This window comes from Nostoc linckia z4 (genome assembly GCF_002608075.1).
GTDB lineage: Bacteria > Cyanobacteriota > Cyanobacteriia > Cyanobacteriales > Nostocaceae > Nostoc > Nostoc linckia.
In genome coordinates this window covers 24,542-41,136 of sequence record NZ_LAHA01000029.1, presented here as the reverse complement: position 1 = coordinate 41,136, position 16,595 = coordinate 24,542, and the positions used below count along the sequence as shown (strand labels likewise).

Genomic DNA, 16,595 nt, shown 5'->3' with positions numbered 1-16,595 from the left:
TGTGATGAGTATCGATTTTTCAGCTAAAAAATACAATCTATCAAAAGGCACATAAATAACTTGATATTAAAAACTGTGAAACATTGCTAAAATCTTGGTTCTAGTCGCTGCTTATATGCATTGTTTCGCTATGGTAATTAAAAAATTTCACTCGCAAGATATATGGCAATTTTATTCAATTTATGCAATGGGCAAACCTCAGATTTGGATGAAAGCAACGGAAAACTTCATCCCACAACTATTTAATCACCTGATAAACTTCTTAAATCGCATGAAACCTGCACCAAAAAGCAATCCTACGAATTGACCCCAAAAAATAACACCAGATTGATTAACACCCAGAGGGGGAATATTTAAACTACCAATACCATAAAATAACTGTTGAACAAACCACCAGAATATGTATAAAAACGCTGGTAGTTCCAGGGGAATATATAAAATTATTAGTGGTAAAACAGAGTAGATTTTCCCTTGAGGGAACTTGATGATATACGCTCCTAAAACAGCTGCGATCGCCCCATTAGCACCAATCAATGGTACTTTCAAACTCGGTTCAGCTAAAATTTGTGCCACACTCGTGACAACGCCAGCCCCTAAATAAAATCCCAGATAACGCCTGTGTCCAAGGATATTCTCTACAGTTTTACCAAAAACCCATAAAAATAGCAGATTTCCCAAGATTTGGCTAAAACTTCCGTGCAAAAATATGTTAAAAATTAGCGAAAATAGGCGCCAAATCACAACTATCCAGGCCGCAAAATTCCAAAAAATAGCAGTTTGAATTGCCCCAGTAATCTGGTATGGAATCAAGCCCCAACTATTGACAAAATAGCCCAATTCATCGCCAAATTCTAGTTTCAGTTCCCATAAAAATACAGCAATATTAATGCCAATCAGCCAATAATTAACAATCGGCTTATTCCAACAACGCACATTATCACAAATAGGAATCATAAATTAGTCATTGGGTATGGGGTATGTTGACTGTTGATTGTTGACTGTTGACTGTTGATTGTTGACTCTTGACTCTTGACTAGAGACTGGAAAGTTATTATTCTCCCCATCTCCCCATCTCCCCATCTCCCCATCTCCCCATCTCCCCATCTCCCTTGTCTCCCTTGTCTCCCTTGTCTCCCCATCTCCCCCCTCTCCCTCATCCCCCTCATCCCCTTAACCTGTGGCAGAATCAAAATCAGATCGCATGGCACTTATACTAGGCAAACGAGATGTTGGGAAACACACTTGTTGGAAGATACCAAATTATTAGCAACTTGGGAGGTGGGGGTTTTGGTGAAACTTTTGTTGCTTATGATACTCAATTACCTGGTTCGCCTCAATGTGTGGTTAAGAAACTCAAGCCTCAAGCAGATGACCCAGTAACTTTGGAAACAGCGAGGCGTTTATTTGATACAGAAGCTCAAGTTCTGTACAAATTAGGTACTCACGATCGCATTCCCCAACTTTTAGCTTATTTTGAAGAAAATGCCCAATTTTATCTGGTACAGGAATTAATTGAAGGCCGCGACCTCAGTCAAGAAATAATACCAGGAAAAACCTGGAGTCAAGAGGAGGTGATTTCACTTCTAGAAGAAATTTTGACCATTTTAGAATTTGTCCATCAACAGAACGTAATTCACCGCGATGTGAATCCGCGAAATATTCTCAGACGGGTTGCTGATGGCAAGCTCATCTTAATTGATTTTGGTGCAGTGAAACAAATTGCTACCCAAATTATTGCTTCCCAAGATTCAACTAAATGTACTGTTGCTATTGGAACGCCTGGATATATTCCTAGCGAACAAGCTCACGGTACGCCAAAATTAAGCAGTGATATCTATGCCACAGGGATAATTGCTATTCAAGCCCTGACTGGATTATCTCCTGAAGAAATAGTCAAAGATCCCGATACTAATGAAATTGTCTGGCAGGATAAAACCACGGTAACGCCAGAATTTGCTCAATTTTTGGATAAAATGGTGCGCTATGATTTTCGACAGCGCTATTCTTCAGCAACAATAGCATTAAAAGCACTAAAAGAATTGTCACAACCACCGGCTGAAACAATAGCATTGACCCCGATTTTGCCAGCAAATAAGATAATAAAACCTCAACCGAAAAAAGGTTTATTTTCTAAATTGCTATTAGCAATATTTTTGTTGAGTGTGACTGGAGTTGCATCAGTATTTATCTTGAATCATGTTAATTCTAAAAATGCCATAGAATTATCTAAACAAGGAAATACGCTTTTTGATTTGCAACGTTATCAAGAAGCATTAGCAGTATATGGAAAAGCAGTTAATATTAGACCAGATTACGCCCAAGCATGGAATGGTCAAGGCAAAACGCTATCGCAATTAAAAAAATATCAAGATGCCTTAGCAGCCTATGACAAAGCAATTCAAATCAAGCCAGATTACTTAGAAGCTTGGGTTGGAAGAGGTTTAGTGTTGGAAAATTTACAGCGATATCAAGAAGCGATCGCTTCTTTTAACAAAGCCTTAGAACTAAATAATCAAAATACCCAAGTCTGGAATGCCAAAGGAGACGTTTTAAGTAATTTAAAACAATATGACCAGGCAATTGAATCCTATGAAAAAGCCCTGGAATTGAAATCAGATGATTTTGAAGCATGGTACAAAAAAGGCTTAGCCTTGCAAAATCTCAAACGATATAGTGAAGCGATCGCCGCTTATGAAAAAGTCGTTGAGTTTAAACCAGATTACGTTTCAGCTTGGTACAATTGGGGAAATGCTTTAGTCAATTTACAACGCTACCGAGATGCGTTTACAGCATATGACAAAGCAGTACAATACAAGCCAAATTTTTATCAAGCTTGGTTATCTAGAGGTAATATCCTCATGAATTTACAACGTTATCCCGAAGCAATTGAATCTTTTAACCAAGTCATTAAATATAACCCCAGCAATTATCAAGCATGGTACAATATAGGCTGGTCAATGCATCAAAGCCAACGTTATGACGCCGCAATAGAATCATATAATAAAGCAGCAAATTTTAAGAAAAACGATTATCAACTTTGGTATAATCTGGGAAATTCACAATATAGTTTACAAAAATACGAAGACGCCATTGTCTCTTACGATCGCGCAGTTCGCTATAAACCAGACCATTATCAAAGCTGGTATAGCAAAGGCAATGCTTTATTAAATCTACAACGCTATCAAGATGCCATTCTTGCGTACAACCGAGCCATAAAATATAAACCTGATTACCAACAAGCAATCAACGCCCGCGACCAAGCCCAAATCCAGCTGCAAAGCGAAAAATCAAAGCCTTTAATTGTGCCAATTATCCCAGTTCCAAATCCCACCAATTCACCACCAACTAGACCGTAGACTTCTTGTAGAAGTCGGGAAAAGGGTAAGGGGAAAGGGGGAAAGGTTTGGTATTTTCCCTTTACCCGGTTGGTGAGCTTGTCGAACCATTAACCCCTTCGGGGTTCGCCAGTCGCTCATGGGAGAAACCCCCAAGACCGCGCTGGCTCACCTTTTCCCTTTTCCCAAAAGAGTCCAAAAAGCACTTTTGTAAGAGGTCTAATTTATATGTGCGATGGTAACACCACTCCCGCCATCTGCTTGTTCTGCGGCTTCGTAGCTGTTAACTCTGGGATGCTGGTGCAAAAAGGCGTGGACGCCTTGTCGCAATTTACCAGTTCCATGTCCGTGAATAATCCATATCGGGCCTGTGGCTTCTGAGATGGCTTTATCAAGAATAAATTCGGCATCAGCTACGCGCTTACCACGCAAATCAACGGTGTTTCGCGAGGTACGAATTGCTGGGACGTTTTGCGGTGGTGGTGTAACTGTGGCTGGGGCTGGTTTGGGTTTGACGATTGGTTCAGCTTTTTGCCCATCTAAAGATTCCACATCTTCCAGCTTCACAGTCATTTTCATCAGCCCAAAGCGGACGCTTAACTCGCCATCTGCGTCAGGTGCGGTTAACACTTCTGCTGTTTGTCCCAACTTGGGAACGCGGATGCGATCGCCTACTTTCGGCATAAACCCAGGTTTTGGTTTTGCTGGGGTTGCTGGCTGATATTGCTGGGCAATTTGATTCAAGGCGTTGGTTGCTTGCTGGGCGTCTTGGGCTGTGGGTGTACCTTGTTGCAGGCGGCGAATCACTTGGGCAATTTCATGTTTTGCTTGGGCGATGGCTTGTTGCACTGCTACTTCCTGTGAAGCCCGCAAAGCGCCCTCCCTTTCTTCCAAAGCCGCAGCTTTAGCAGAAACTTGTTTATATAAACGTTCCGCTTCCTGCAATAAATTTTGAGCCTCCGCAGCTTTAGTTTCCTGGCGACGGCGTTGGGCTTCCAAGCCAGCAATTACTTGATTAACTTCATCTGTTGCTTCTCCCACTTGGGTTTTCGCTTGTTCTACCACTTCTGGTTTTAATCCCAAGCGCAGGGCAATTGTTAAGGCATTAGAACGCCCAGGTATGCCCCACAACAAACGGTAAGTAGGCGAGAGAGTACTTTCGTCAAATTCTACAGAGGCATTTTCAAAGCGCTCATCTTCATATTTCAGGGCTTTGAGTTCGCCGAAGTGAGTGGTAGCGATGGTTAGCTGGCCGTGGTTGGCGAGATATTGCAACAAAGCGATCGCCAAGGCACTACCCTCTACTGGATCGGTTCCTGCACCAACTTCATCGAGTAAAACTAGGGAAGAAGACGCGGGGACGCTCTTACGTGGGGACGCGGTGATGTTATCATTCTCTGCGTCTTTGTGTCTTTCTGTCTCCGTGTCTTCTCCCAAAGCTTCTAAAATCCGACTAATCCGCCGGATGTGCCCGGAGAATGTAGATAAACTTTGTTGTAAAGATTGTTCGTCACCAATATCTGCCAGCACTTTTTCAAACCAAGGAATTTCCACTGGTTCGCGGGCGGGGACAAATAAACCCACTTTAGCCATCAATGCTGCTAACCCCAGAGTTTTTAAGGTGACAGTTTTACCGCCTGTATTTGGCCCGGTAATTGTCACTACCCGAATGTGAGGACTAATAAGTAAATCCACGGGAATTACTGGCTGTCCTTGTTCGTGGTGTTGCTGCCACACCAAAAGGGGATGCCGCAAGTTCCGCAAAGTAATCATTTCATTGTCTTGCGGCTGGATGAATCGCGGCGGGTTGGCTCCTAACCAGTAACTATATCGAGATCTAGCGGTTGCTAAATCCAAAGTGGTGACAATTGCTAGCAACCTTTCCAAATCCGGTTTAACTGCGGCTACTTGTTCTGTCAAAGTCCGGCGAATTGCTTCTTCTTCCGCTTGCTCTCTTCTGATAATTTGCCGCAGTTGGTTGCCCAGAGGTACGATGGAATTCGGTTCGATGTAGAGTGTCGCACCACTGGTGGAGGTGTCGTGAACGATACCGGGGATAGCGTCTTTTTGGGGTGCTTTGACGGGGATTACATAGCGATCGCCCCGTTGGGTAATAATCTGTTCTTGGACTGCTCCAGATTTAGCTTGTATTATATTTTGTAGCTTTTGGGTAATTTGCGTGCGTACTCGCCGCAGATCTGTGCGAATGTCGCCGAGTTTTTGACTGGCGCGATCGGTTACCTGTCCGCGTTCATCAATACAACGGTGAATTTCCTGTTCTAGTTCTGGATAAGTCCGCAAATCGGCAACCAAATCAGCGAGTATTGGCAAATCTTCCTGATTGTCAATGACACGGCGTAAATTTCTAGCACCAGCTAGGGTAGTGGCGATCGCTAAAAGTTCATCTCCTGCCAAAATTCCGCTGCGTTCTGCCCGTTCTAGGGAATCACCAATATCTTGAATTCCCTCAAATGACAGCCCTGTAGTCAGGCGACTTTCCAGTTGATACACTTCTTTCGTTTGCTGTAACAACTGTTCGCTTTCTGCCCGAAAATCAGGTATTTTCAGATGACGCGCAGCTATAACCCCCAGTTTCGTTGCCGCAAAGGTGGAAAGGTGTTGGCACAGACGATGCCATTCTAATAATTCTAAGGTTTCAGATTGGATCAAGGTTTCAACGTCTAATCTGAAACTATCGTAACAATTCTAGCCCCTTGATGGGTAAACCTTAAAGGATAAAATACAGATGTTTACTGATGCTCAAGGACTTCTGAGGAAATACAGAGATAAATAGAGAACAATTAATCACATTATTGCTTACGTAAGTGAGTTTAACAATTCAAGCGGATTATTATATTTTTGCCTAATTTCCTCAGTATTGGAAGTTTCACTGATTACAATCTTAAATACTGGTACTAAGCTTAGTTTGAAGATTGACTTAAGTTATTTGAAGCTAAAATTCTATGGCAAGCTGGAAAATATTGCCTTTGCTGTTGGGTTTAGGTTTGGTGTTGGCTCCTCAAATTAGCGCGGCACAAACGGTGGAAGAGTTGGAGCAACAAGCCTCATCTGCTGAGGAAGTAAAAAATTATGAAGAAGCCGCTAATATTTGGCGGAGTTTGATTAAACGCGATTCTAAGAACACCTCTGCCTATGTCAAACTAGCAGATGTATTATCTTACCAAGGCAAGATTGCAGACACGATCGCAGCTTATCGCCAAGCTTTACAATTAGCTCCCGATGCTGAAGTTTACCTAAAATTAGGAAATTTCTTGGCAGAAAAGGGACAAATCGCAGAAGCGATCGCGGCTTTACGGGAATCTATCAAATTAGACGGGAAAAATGATACTGCGTATACAAATTTAGGCAACCAGTTGATAGCAATCGGCAAGACAGAGGAAGCGCTAGCCGCTTACCGCCAAGCAGTTAAACTCAAACCTGAAGCATATAATTACAATACTTTAGCTGAAGCCCTATTCAAAGCAGGCAAACGAGAAGAAGCAATCGCAGCTTATCGCCAAGTCTTAAAAGTTGATGAAAGTGGTTATTGGTCTCCTTACGCTTACAATAAGCTAGGTGAAATCCTTGAATATCCAGAAGCAGTAGCGATCTATCGTCAAGGGAGTAAAAATAACCCTGAAGATGAAGTTTATTATCAAAAGTTAGCTGAATTATCATTACAGCGTGGCTTTGTCGATGAAGCGATCGCAGCTTACCGCCAACTAATTAAAATCAAACCTGAACCTTCAACATATATAGACTTAGCTGATGTGCTGGCGATCCGAGAAAAATCCGAAGAAGCGATCGGTTTTTATCGCCAAGCCGCTGTCCAAGATGGTAGTGATTATTACTACAATAAACTTACTCAAGCACTAGTTGAACAAGAAAATTTAGATGAAGCCCTGGCAATTTGTCAAAAGGTAGTCAACATTGGAGAAGGCAGTTATGACACCTGCTCAAGTGTGAATATGCTACTTTACAAACAAAAAGGGTTTAGTGGCGTGATGAAATTTTATCAGCCCTTATCAAATGCCATCCCACGCCGCAAAATGGCTGAACTTTACATCAAGCTAGGCAAAGATATCGCCTATGATGAATCTGGCGATCGCTCAAAACAAGAAGCGACAAAGATTTTTCGGGAAGCATTAAAAATAGATCCAGAAAATGCTGAGGCTAAAGAAGCCCTCAAGGATTTAATTGCTTATTAGGTTGTGGGGACTGGGGACTGGGGAGATGGGGGAGTGTGGGGAGTGTGGGGAGAAAGAGAATTTATGCTCCCCTCTCTTCCCACGCCTCCCACACCTCCCCATGCCCCATACCCAATGCCCCATGCCCCATACCCAACATAATTGAGGGGCAATTTCCCCATGCTTGCTTTCACGAATAAAAAGCAGTCACAGGGCTATTGCCCCTAAATATTTTGAGCGTTTTTGGCGCTTAGTATTTTCCCAGAAAAAGTTGTGAATTATTTTTCATCAAGTTATCTGGACTTATGACTCCACACTCCACACTCCGCATCTATTACTCAGCGTTGATTATACCAATTTGAAAAATGATTGCCACAGTATGGATAGCCAAAAAGCCGATTTACTGACTATTTCACAATCCAAAATCTAAAATCCAAAATTCAAAATGGTATTACTCAGCAGTAGCGAGTTCAGTGCTACCGCGTGTACGACGCCGTGTGAGGCTGTTGTACAACATTACACCGATCGCTTTGATCAAATTGCCTTCCAATTCATTGAACATCTTCATGTTCATCCCAAAGGCGGCGTTAGCTTCATCAACAATGCGATCGCCTGTAGCATCATCCAAGGGTAATTCATCCAAATTCTGGCGATATTTGGCTTTGAATGCCTTTTCATCAGAAATATCTGCAAATTCATAGAAGGCAGTTCCTTGCCCATCAGACAAATTCATTGCCGTTACAGCAATATTTTTGAGAATTTGTCCCCCAGATAAGTCACCCAGGTAACGAGTATATGAATGAGCGATTAACAGTTCTGGTTCTGTTGCAGATATTTCCCGAATCCGCTTTACATAAGCTTCACCTGCGGGAGATAGTTGGATTTGCTCTCTCCAGTTTGCACCAAAGTAAAAACTCAGGTCTTGCTCTAGGGTATGCTTGCGGTTTAACTGGGGAAAATAAATTTTAGAAACAATTGGATGCTGGCGGTGCTTTTCCATCTCCTCTTCCATCGCTGAGTAGATGAAGTAGAAGTTAGCAACTAGTTTCCGGTAAGAGTTTTTCTCCACTACTCCTTTTAAAAAGCACTTGACAAAACCAACATTTTCTGCCATCGTGTGGGCTTTTTTCGTACCTACACGTAATTTGGTTGCTAAATTGCTGCTCATACTAAATTTCTCAACTTTAAAAGTCAACTGCCGGAGTTTTAACTGACCAAAAGCTAAAAAGGCCATTAAAACGTTACCTTAAAACTATTTGATGAGAATTTATATTAAAATTCTTTAAGCTAATTAATTTTTGTAGTATTTTACACAACAAATTCAAAAATAATTGAAGAAGAATTCAGGAGTCAGAATTCAGGAGCAAAGCCAAAGACGCTCCGCCAAGGCGTCAGAATCAATTAGTGGGGGATTCAGATCCGCCACTAATTCTTCGCGTAGCGTTTCCCCTTGGGAGAAGACCACTAAATCGTTCGCGCAGCGTCTCTCAAAGAGAAGATTTAGTGGTCTTCAACCCGATTATTCATCCGCCACTCGTACACAATTCATTCTGAATTCAGACTCCTGACTCCTGAATTCTGTTTGATAAAACTGTCATCTTAATTAGATATTACTTAATAATTTCAGGTGATATTTCTAACTCATGCTTTAAAAAGACATTAAGTATGAACTAACACATCAGGAACACCCAAAAATCAATTATTCCAATTTACGGACTCAACATGACTGTATCTCCTGCTTGGTTTGCTGCTCCCTATGCAAAATGCGATCGAATATTTTTTTAGTTGGAAGTTCCCTATGAGAGTCCAGATTTAAGATAGAGGGCATAAGAAAAAGAATTAGTTAAAATAAGTAAACTTTACTTACCAACGTAAAAACCAATACTGATTTCATGAAATATTTACAATTCTATCCCATTTCTTTAAGTAATTTTACTTAAAATTAAGTTTGTCTGAAGCAAATTTATCAAAAAAATAAAGAATGCCGAAATTGTTAAATCTGGTTTCAAGTGCTATTTTTTTTGTTTGTTGTGTGGAGTGTTAAAAAAATATGGTTTCATCTGTAACTCGGACATCAGGCATTGCTGGGAATTGTGCCTCTGAAGCGAATGGATTAGGCAAAGGCATTGAAAGCAGTTTTGCAGTGAATTTACTACCGCTACCAGCAAATCCATTATTTGGCACAGATGGTATTCGGGGACGAGTGGGAGAACTACTCAGTGCGCCCCTAGCATTGCAAATTGGGTTTTGGGCGGGTATTGTTTTGCGTAACCATGCCACTAGCGTCGGGCCGGTGATTCTCGGACAAGATTCCAGAAACTCCAGCGATATGTTGGCAATGGCTTTGAGTGCGGGGTTAACAGCAGCTGGGTTAGAGGTTTGGTATTTGGGATTGTGTCCTACTCCTTGCGTTGCCTATCTCACGAGTATCAGTGATGCCATTGGTGGAGTGATGATTTCTGCTAGTCACAATCCTCCAGAAGACAACGGGATTAAGATTTTTGGTGCTGATGGCGGGAAGTTACCACAATTATTGCAAGCAGAAATTGAAGCAGGACTGCGTGGCAAGATATCAACGGCTGCTACTCATAGCAATTGCGGAAGGCATTACTCACGTTTTGAGTTAATCGACCATTATGGCGACGCCTTGAAAAAACCATTGGATGGCGACTTCAATCTTGAAGGAATGAAGATAGTTTTAGACTTAGCGTGGGGAGCAGCAGTAGGATTAGCACCAACAGTATTTACACAGATGGGTGCAGAAGTAATTTGCTTGCATAACGAAGCAGATGGCGATCGCATTAACGTCAATTGCGGTTCCACCCACTTAGATATTTTGGCAGCAGCCGTACAAGAACACAACGCTGACATTGGCTTTGCCTTTGATGGCGACGCCGATCGCGTCTTAGCAGTAGATAATACTGGCAGACAAGTTAACGGCGATTACATTCTCTACCTTTGGGGACGCCACCTCCAACAAAAGCAACAACTCCCAGACAACTTGATTGTGTCTACAGTCATGGCTAACTTGGGCTTTGAGAAAGCTTGGCAAGAAATTGGTGGTAACTTAATTCGTACCGCAGTGGGCGACCAATACGTGCAAGCCGAAATGCTGCGAACAGGGGGAATGCTAGGCGGGGAACAATCAGGTCACATCCTTTGCCGTCATTATGCCGTAACTGGGGATGGCTTATTAACAGCCTTACATATAGCAGCTTTAGTAAAACAAACAGGTGTTTCCCTAGCAGAATTAGTAGAGCAAAGTTTCCAGACCTATCCTCAATTATTGCGGAACGTGCGAGTTATAGACCGCGATCGCCGTTTGGGATGGAAAGATTGCCAACCTCTGCAAAAAGCGATCGCTCTTGCCGAATCTGCAATGGGTGATTCTGGTAGAATTCTAGTCCGCGCCTCTGGTACAGAACCAGTAATCAGAGTTATGGTAGAAGCCGCCAACGCCGAACTTGCCAACCACTGGACAAATGAACTAGTTTCAAAAGTTCAGCAATACATAGCATAAACTAAGTAGGGCATGGGGCATGGGGCATAGGGCATAGGGCATGGGGCATGGTGGAAAAGGTAGACAAGGTAGCAATCTTTCTTCCTTGTCTCCCCCCTCTCCCTTGTCTCCCCCCTCTCCCCAGTCCCCAGTCCCTACTCCCCTACTCCCCCTCAAATGGCAAAACCCAAAAAACAGAAATCCAAACGCTCAAAAAAGCCAGAAGCTCCTACCCTTAGCCTCAAAGAACAGTTAGCTCAAAAGCGCAAAGCAGCCCAAGCGCGTAAAGAACTCACCAGCCTGCTTACCACCGCCACCTTTGGCGGTGTCTTCTTAGGTATCGTACTTTTTTTCGTAGCTGGAATTAAAGCAGCAGTTCCTGGTGTCTTGGGGATAATTGTCATGTCCCTTTCTTATAAATATCCCCGCCAAGCCCTATACGCCTTCATTATTTACGTACCTGCTGGCGGTACTATCACTTACTACTTGGGCAATAGTCCGGTACTGCAATTAGCTAAAGATGCTTTTTACGTTCCGGCCTTGATTGGACTTTGGCAGACTTGCCGCAAACAAGGGCTACCAATAATTATTCCCCCAGGAATTAAAACTCCACTTTATATTGCTTTAGGTTGCTGTGTCTTAACACTGTTGTTTGTCAATGGCGGACAACAGTTTAACCCCCCTAGCGTCGGACTTTTACAAAAAGCACCCAAAGAATTCCCTATAGGTATGGGAATTCTGGGGCTAAAAGTACTTTTAGGCTATGTGCCTTTGATTGCTTGTGCTTATTATTTAATTCGGGATAAACGAGATTTTCTATTGTTATCGCGCCTGCAAGTTTCCCTGATACTTATTTGTTGTGTGCTGGGATTCATTCAATATTTATTATTATTAACTGGTATATGTAAAGGCACTAGAGGTCTTGAAGGAAATGCCCTATTTGTCACATCATTAGAAGCCAGGTGTTATTTTGGTGGAGCGCTTTTATATAGTCCAGAAGAAGGAGTTATTCGTCTTCCAGGGACATTTGTAGCCCCTTGGCAGTGGGCATGGTTTTTAATTTCCAGTACCTTTTTTACCTTTGCTACTGGCTTTACTGACCCCTCAATAATATGGCGATTAGTTAGTTTAGGTGCTTTAGGTTCAGTATTTATTAATGCTGTAATTTCTGGACAGAGAATTGCTTTAGCTTTAGTACCAACCTGCTTTGGAATTTTGCTATTACTCACTGGTCAAATAGGCAACCTCAAACGGTTTATCCCCATAGGAATAGGACTGGCTTTTATTTTGGGAATAGCAATGATAACTAACCCTGCTGTCGTCCAAGAGAGAACTGCGAGTTTTACCAGTCGTTGGGAAGCTTCACCACCCCAAGATTTTATTGTCCAGCAATTTGAAGAAAACTGGAAAAACGTAGACGGCCCTTTAGGTAGTGGCTTGGGTCGAGCTACTAATTCAGCCCGTACAATGGGTGAAACTAAATTGGTAGAAACTTATTACCCCAAAGTACTTTATGAAATTGGAATTGTTGGAGTACTAGGATTTTTAGCTTTAGTCACGTCTTTAACAATTATTGCCTTCAAAACCTATCGTTCGATAAAAAACCGTAATTTCCGCAGTTACGGAGCAGCTTTATGGGTGTTTATATTGTTTATTAGTTACAACACCTACTACTATCCCTTGGATGTAGATCCGGTTGCTGTGTATTATTGGTTTTTTGCGGGAGTTCTTTTTAAATTGCCAGAACTGGAAAAACAAGAAAAAGAAGATGCTGACCCGAACCCAAAAAACAAGAGAAAACCCATAAAAACAATTTAAATCAGAGAACAATGGTAAAAGTTATCATATGCGGTAATAAGCACATTAGAATTCCTAACCTTCCACGTAATTCTAGGCATAAACTAATTCATGCCAAATCTTTTCCCACAGGTAGATATCCTATAGAAAAACTTTGGTATCCTTTAGGAAGTTTTTTCCCTTGGCAACCTGTGGGTGAAAAATGTCAGGTTGTTCATTCTTTTAATAGAGTTTTACATACACATAAACCTTGGTTTGTCACATTTGAAGACCATAGAGTTTTGTATAGAAATCCTCAAAATAGACGCGAGGCAGTAATTTATGAATTATTAAACAATCGTTTAGCACTAGATAATTGCCAAAAATTAATAGCAATTTCAGATTATGCTAAAATGAGATTTATTAAGCGAATTGAAGGTTGGGAAATAGAAGCAAAGTTAACTCAAAAATTAGATGTAATTCATCCAAATTTTCGTACCAGAGTAAACAGTGCTAAAACTTATCAATCAGACCAAAAATTACAACTTGTTTTTGTAGGAAATCACATTGCTAGAAAAGGTGGAATTATTGCTTTAAGGCTAGCAAAGAAAGCTGAACAGTTAGGTTTACCTCTCATCATCCATATAATATCGGGATTAGAACATGGTTCAGGAGTACCGACAGATTTCCCCGATAAGAAAAAATATCTAGAAGATTTGAAGTTATTAGATTTAAATAACGTTGTTTTTCATCAAAATATTCCTAACGACAAAGTAATTGAATTACTATCCCAAAGTCATTTTCAATTAATGCCCACATTACATGATACTTATGGCTTTAGTATCATAGAAGGATTTTCCGTTGCAACTCCAGCTATTACAACAAATGTGTGTGCGTTGCCTGAATTTATTCGTCATGAAGAAAATGGCTATATTTTAGAATTACCAATTAACGACATTAGACATTGGGCAAATTGGGTTCACGGAGAAAAAACTAAAACTGATGAATATTGGGAAGTTCTCAATAGTACTTATGACTATTTAGCAGAACAAGCATTACAACAAGTCAAACAATTTCTTGATAGAAGTGATAAACGAGAACATTATGAATTTTTAAGTGCGGGAGCATTAGCTCAAGCACAAATTTTACATAACTCCGAAAAACAAAATGAGTTATTTGATAATTTATATGCAACAGCAGCGGGATAAATGAGATGAGGGAGACAAGGGGATGCGGAGACAAGGAGACAAGGAGACAAGGAGACAAGGAGACAAGGAGACACGGAGACAAGGAGACAAGGAGACAAGGAGACAAGGAGACAAGGAGACAAGGAGACACGGAGACAAGGAGACAAGGAGACAAGGAGACAAGGAGACAAGGAGACACGGAGACACGGAGACACGGAGACACGGAGACAAGGGGACGCGGAGAGGTTTTTATTATGGGTAATTAGGCGGACATGATATGACTAATGATCAATGACTAATGACCAATGACTAATGACCAATGACTAATGACTAATGACTAATGACCAATGACTAATAACTAAAATTATGAATAATTTGCCTTTAATTACGGTGGTAATTCCGACATACGGTCGAGAGGAACCGCTACGGGATAGTATTGTAGATGTCCTAAAACAGGACTATCCGAATTTTGAAGTTTTAGTGGTAGATCAAACCGCAAAACACCAACCAGCAATTCAAGCCTACCTAGAGGAAATGGCGGCAGCAGGTAAAATTAAATGGTTGCGGTTAGATTGGGCAAGTTTACCAGGGGCGCGGAATTATGCTGTACGGCGCTCAGCTGGTGAAATAATATTATTTATTGATGATGATGTCCAGTTAACGCCTGGATTGTTATCAGCCCATGTGAAAAATTATTTGCAAAACCCAGAAGTGGGGGCTGTTGCTGGGCGAGTATTTGACAGAATGAAACTGGGTGATTCTGGAGGAGATTTAGAGATTGAATATTTGCCTCCCGAAGCTATGGATCCAGGAATAGCTTGGTATCATATTGATTTGGTACATACGACAAAACCCCAACAAGTACTCACAGCAAGGGGTTGCAATATGTCCTTTCGTCGCGAAATTTTTACTAAGCACGGACTGAGTTTTGATGAGAGGTTTCGCGGTAGTGCAGTGCGGGAAGAATCAGATTTTTGTTTGCGGGTACGCAAGACGGGATATAAGATTTGGTACGACCCAGAAGCTCATTTGGTGCATTTAGGTGAAGAGACTGGTGGTTGTCACGATATTAGTATGCGATCGCTCAAATATCAACTCACCTTTTACCACAACCATTTTTTGATGGGGCTGAAAAACCTCACAGTTACTCAAGCTTTACGTTTATACGCACGTTTATTCGATTGTCACGTACTGGGACGCCCACCTTGTCATAAAAGCGGTTCCCCCATCAAAATTATCACTCGCGGTATTTTTTACACTTTGGGTTTTTTCAAAGCCTTGGGTACTATCATCCAATCAGTATGGAATGATGGTCAAGTTTACACTCGTTTGGATCAACAAATTTAGTTAGTGCTAGAGACGCGATTAATCGCGTCTGTACAAGAGTTAGGAGTTAGGAGTTACTGAATCAAAATTCACAAATTATAAATAAAAATGAAGATTTTAGTTGCTAGTCACACTTATATTGTAGACCTCAACTGTGAAAAATTACGCGCTTTATCTCAACTACAACCTGGCATTGAAGTAATAGTTGTAGTTCCAAAGCGTTGGAATCCTGGTGGCGTACAAAACAAAATTATTGAAACTGAATATCGCGATGAAGGTTCATTTAAAATAGTTCCGGTTTCTAACTTCAGCCAAAATCATCAGGGACTTTTGACTTTTGGAGCGGATTTAATATCTTTGTTCAAACAATTTCGCCCCGAAATTATTCAAGTAGAACAAGGATCTAGAGGACTAGCTTATACTCAGATGATTACTTTAAATAAGCTATTAGGACTCAAAGCAAAAAATGTATTTTTTACCTGGTGGAATCTACCATATCAATTAAAATTACCGATTGCTTTATTAGAAAAATATAACCTAAATGAAAGCCACGGAATTATTTCTGGTAATCAAGATGGAGCAGAAATTCTGAGGCAACGGGGATATCAAGGCCCAATTAAAGTAATGCCACAATTAGGTGTAGATGAAAGTTTATTTACTCCTAAAAAACAACCAGAATTAGCAGCTAGTTTAGGTATCGATAAAGAAGATTTTGTAGTAGGTTTTGTAGGGCGTTTTGTTCAAGAAAAGGGTTTATTAACCTTATTACAAGCATTGATAAGTTTAAAAAATAAATCCTGGAAATTCCTGTTATTGGGACGGGGAGAATTAAAAGATGAATTAATCAAGGTGGCAGTAGAAAACAATATTCAAGACAGATTAATTTTAGTAGAAAGCGTTCCTCATCATGAGGTGGCTAACTATATTAATTTAATGAGTACTTTAGTACTGCCTTCAGAAACTACTTACAAATTTAAAACCTTAACTTCTGCTGGATGGAAAGAGCAATTTGGTCATGTATTAATTGAAGCAATGGCTTGTCAAGTGCCCGTGATTGGTTCTGATTCTGGTGAAATTCCCCATGTAATTGGTGATGCTGGTTTAATTTTTCCTGAAGGTGATGTCCAAGCCCTTGCTAATTGCTTACTTGAATTAATGGATAAACCATATTTTGCTCATAGTCTTGGGGAAATGAGTTATCAAAAAGCAATGATTAAATACACAAATAAAGCTTTGGCTAAACAGCAATTAGAGTTTTATCAAGAGTTGTGCATGGGGTAATACG

13 protein-coding genes are annotated in these 16,595 nt (G+C 41.0%); 9 read left to right on the top strand and 4 right to left on the bottom strand.

Features of this window, described 5'->3' with window-relative positions:
* Positions 1 to 246: 246 nt before the first annotated feature.
* Together VF06_RS21870 and VF06_RS21865 are read right to left on the bottom strand one after the other, a co-directional pair.
* Positions 247 to 954 (bottom strand): rhomboid family intramembrane serine protease, encoded by a 708-nt coding sequence (locus VF06_RS21870; protein ID WP_099068679.1) that lies wholly within the window; start codon positions 952 to 954, stop codon positions 247 to 249.
* 3 nt (positions 955 to 957) lie between these two features.
* Entirely contained in the window at positions 958 to 1,104 is a 147-nt protein-coding gene (locus VF06_RS21865) for a hypothetical protein (RefSeq protein ID WP_180267422.1), read from the bottom strand.
* A 122-nt stretch (positions 1,105 to 1,226) separates the two neighbouring features.
* Here VF06_RS21865 and VF06_RS21860 point away from each other — a divergent pair, with 122 nt between their 5' ends.
* The gene (locus tag VF06_RS21860) at positions 1,227 to 3,356 is read left to right on the top strand and encodes a serine/threonine-protein kinase (RefSeq protein WP_099068681.1); all 2,130 of its coding nucleotides are present in this window, start codon (positions 1,227 to 1,229) and stop codon (positions 3,354 to 3,356) included.
* Between the two features lie 198 nt (positions 3,357 to 3,554).
* On the opposite strand, the gene VF06_RS21855 is transcribed toward VF06_RS21860, so the two are convergent.
* On the bottom strand, positions 3,555 to 6,005 hold the full coding sequence (locus VF06_RS21855; RefSeq protein WP_099068682.1) for an endonuclease MutS2: 2,451 nt from the start codon (positions 6,003 to 6,005) through the stop codon (positions 3,555 to 3,557).
* Between the two features lie 293 nt (positions 6,006 to 6,298).
* Here VF06_RS21855 and VF06_RS21850 point away from each other — a divergent pair, with 293 nt between their 5' ends.
* A complete protein-coding gene (locus tag VF06_RS21850) occupies positions 6,299 to 7,543 on the top strand; it encodes a tetratricopeptide repeat protein (protein ID WP_099068683.1) in 1,245 nt (414 codons plus the stop codon).
* A gap of 44 nt (positions 7,544 to 7,587) precedes the next feature.
* Entirely contained in the window at positions 7,588 to 7,722 is a 135-nt protein-coding gene (locus VF06_RS42835; protein ID WP_257207606.1) for a hypothetical protein, read from the top strand.
* A 251-nt stretch (positions 7,723 to 7,973) separates the two neighbouring features.
* Here the strand turns inward: VF06_RS42835 and VF06_RS21845 are convergent, their stop codons facing one another.
* Positions 7,974 to 8,690 carry a biliverdin-producing heme oxygenase gene (locus tag VF06_RS21845; protein ID WP_099068726.1) on the bottom strand — a complete coding sequence of 239 codons (717 nt, stop codon included), beginning with the start codon at positions 8,688 to 8,690 and terminating at the stop codon, positions 7,974 to 7,976.
* Positions 8,691 to 9,572: 882 nt separating this feature from the next.
* Here VF06_RS21845 and glmM point away from each other — a divergent pair.
* From glmM to hpsO, 6 genes are all read left to right on the top strand, one after another.
* A complete protein-coding gene (glmM, locus tag VF06_RS21840; RefSeq protein WP_099068684.1) occupies positions 9,573 to 11,042 on the top strand; it encodes a phosphoglucosamine mutase in 1,470 nt (489 codons plus the stop codon).
* Between the two features lie 156 nt (positions 11,043 to 11,198).
* The gene (gene hpsL, locus VF06_RS21835) at positions 11,199 to 12,839 is read left to right on the top strand and encodes a hormogonium polysaccharide biosynthesis protein HpsL (protein ID WP_099068685.1); all 1,641 of its coding nucleotides are present in this window, start codon (positions 11,199 to 11,201) and stop codon (positions 12,837 to 12,839) included.
* A gap of 11 nt (positions 12,840 to 12,850) precedes the next feature.
* Positions 12,851 to 14,005, top strand: coding sequence for a glycosyltransferase family 4 protein (locus VF06_RS21830; protein WP_099068686.1), 1,155 nt, complete (start codon positions 12,851 to 12,853; stop codon positions 14,003 to 14,005).
* A gap of 5 nt (positions 14,006 to 14,010) precedes the next feature.
* Positions 14,011 to 14,250, top strand: coding sequence for a hypothetical protein (locus tag VF06_RS41075; protein WP_257208134.1), 240 nt, complete (start codon positions 14,011 to 14,013; stop codon positions 14,248 to 14,250).
* Between the two features lie 100 nt (positions 14,251 to 14,350).
* Positions 14,351 to 15,331 carry a hormogonium polysaccharide biosynthesis glycosyltransferase HpsN gene (gene hpsN, locus VF06_RS21820; protein ID WP_099068687.1) on the top strand — a complete coding sequence of 327 codons (981 nt, stop codon included), beginning with the start codon at positions 14,351 to 14,353 and terminating at the stop codon, positions 15,329 to 15,331.
* Positions 15,332 to 15,418: 87 nt separating this feature from the next.
* Positions 15,419 to 16,591: a hormogonium polysaccharide biosynthesis glycosyltransferase HpsO gene (gene hpsO / locus VF06_RS21815; protein ID WP_099068688.1), complete on the top strand. Its 1,173-nt coding sequence runs from the start codon at positions 15,419 to 15,421 to the stop codon at positions 16,589 to 16,591.
* The last annotated feature ends 4 nt before the right edge of the window (positions 16,592 to 16,595 follow it).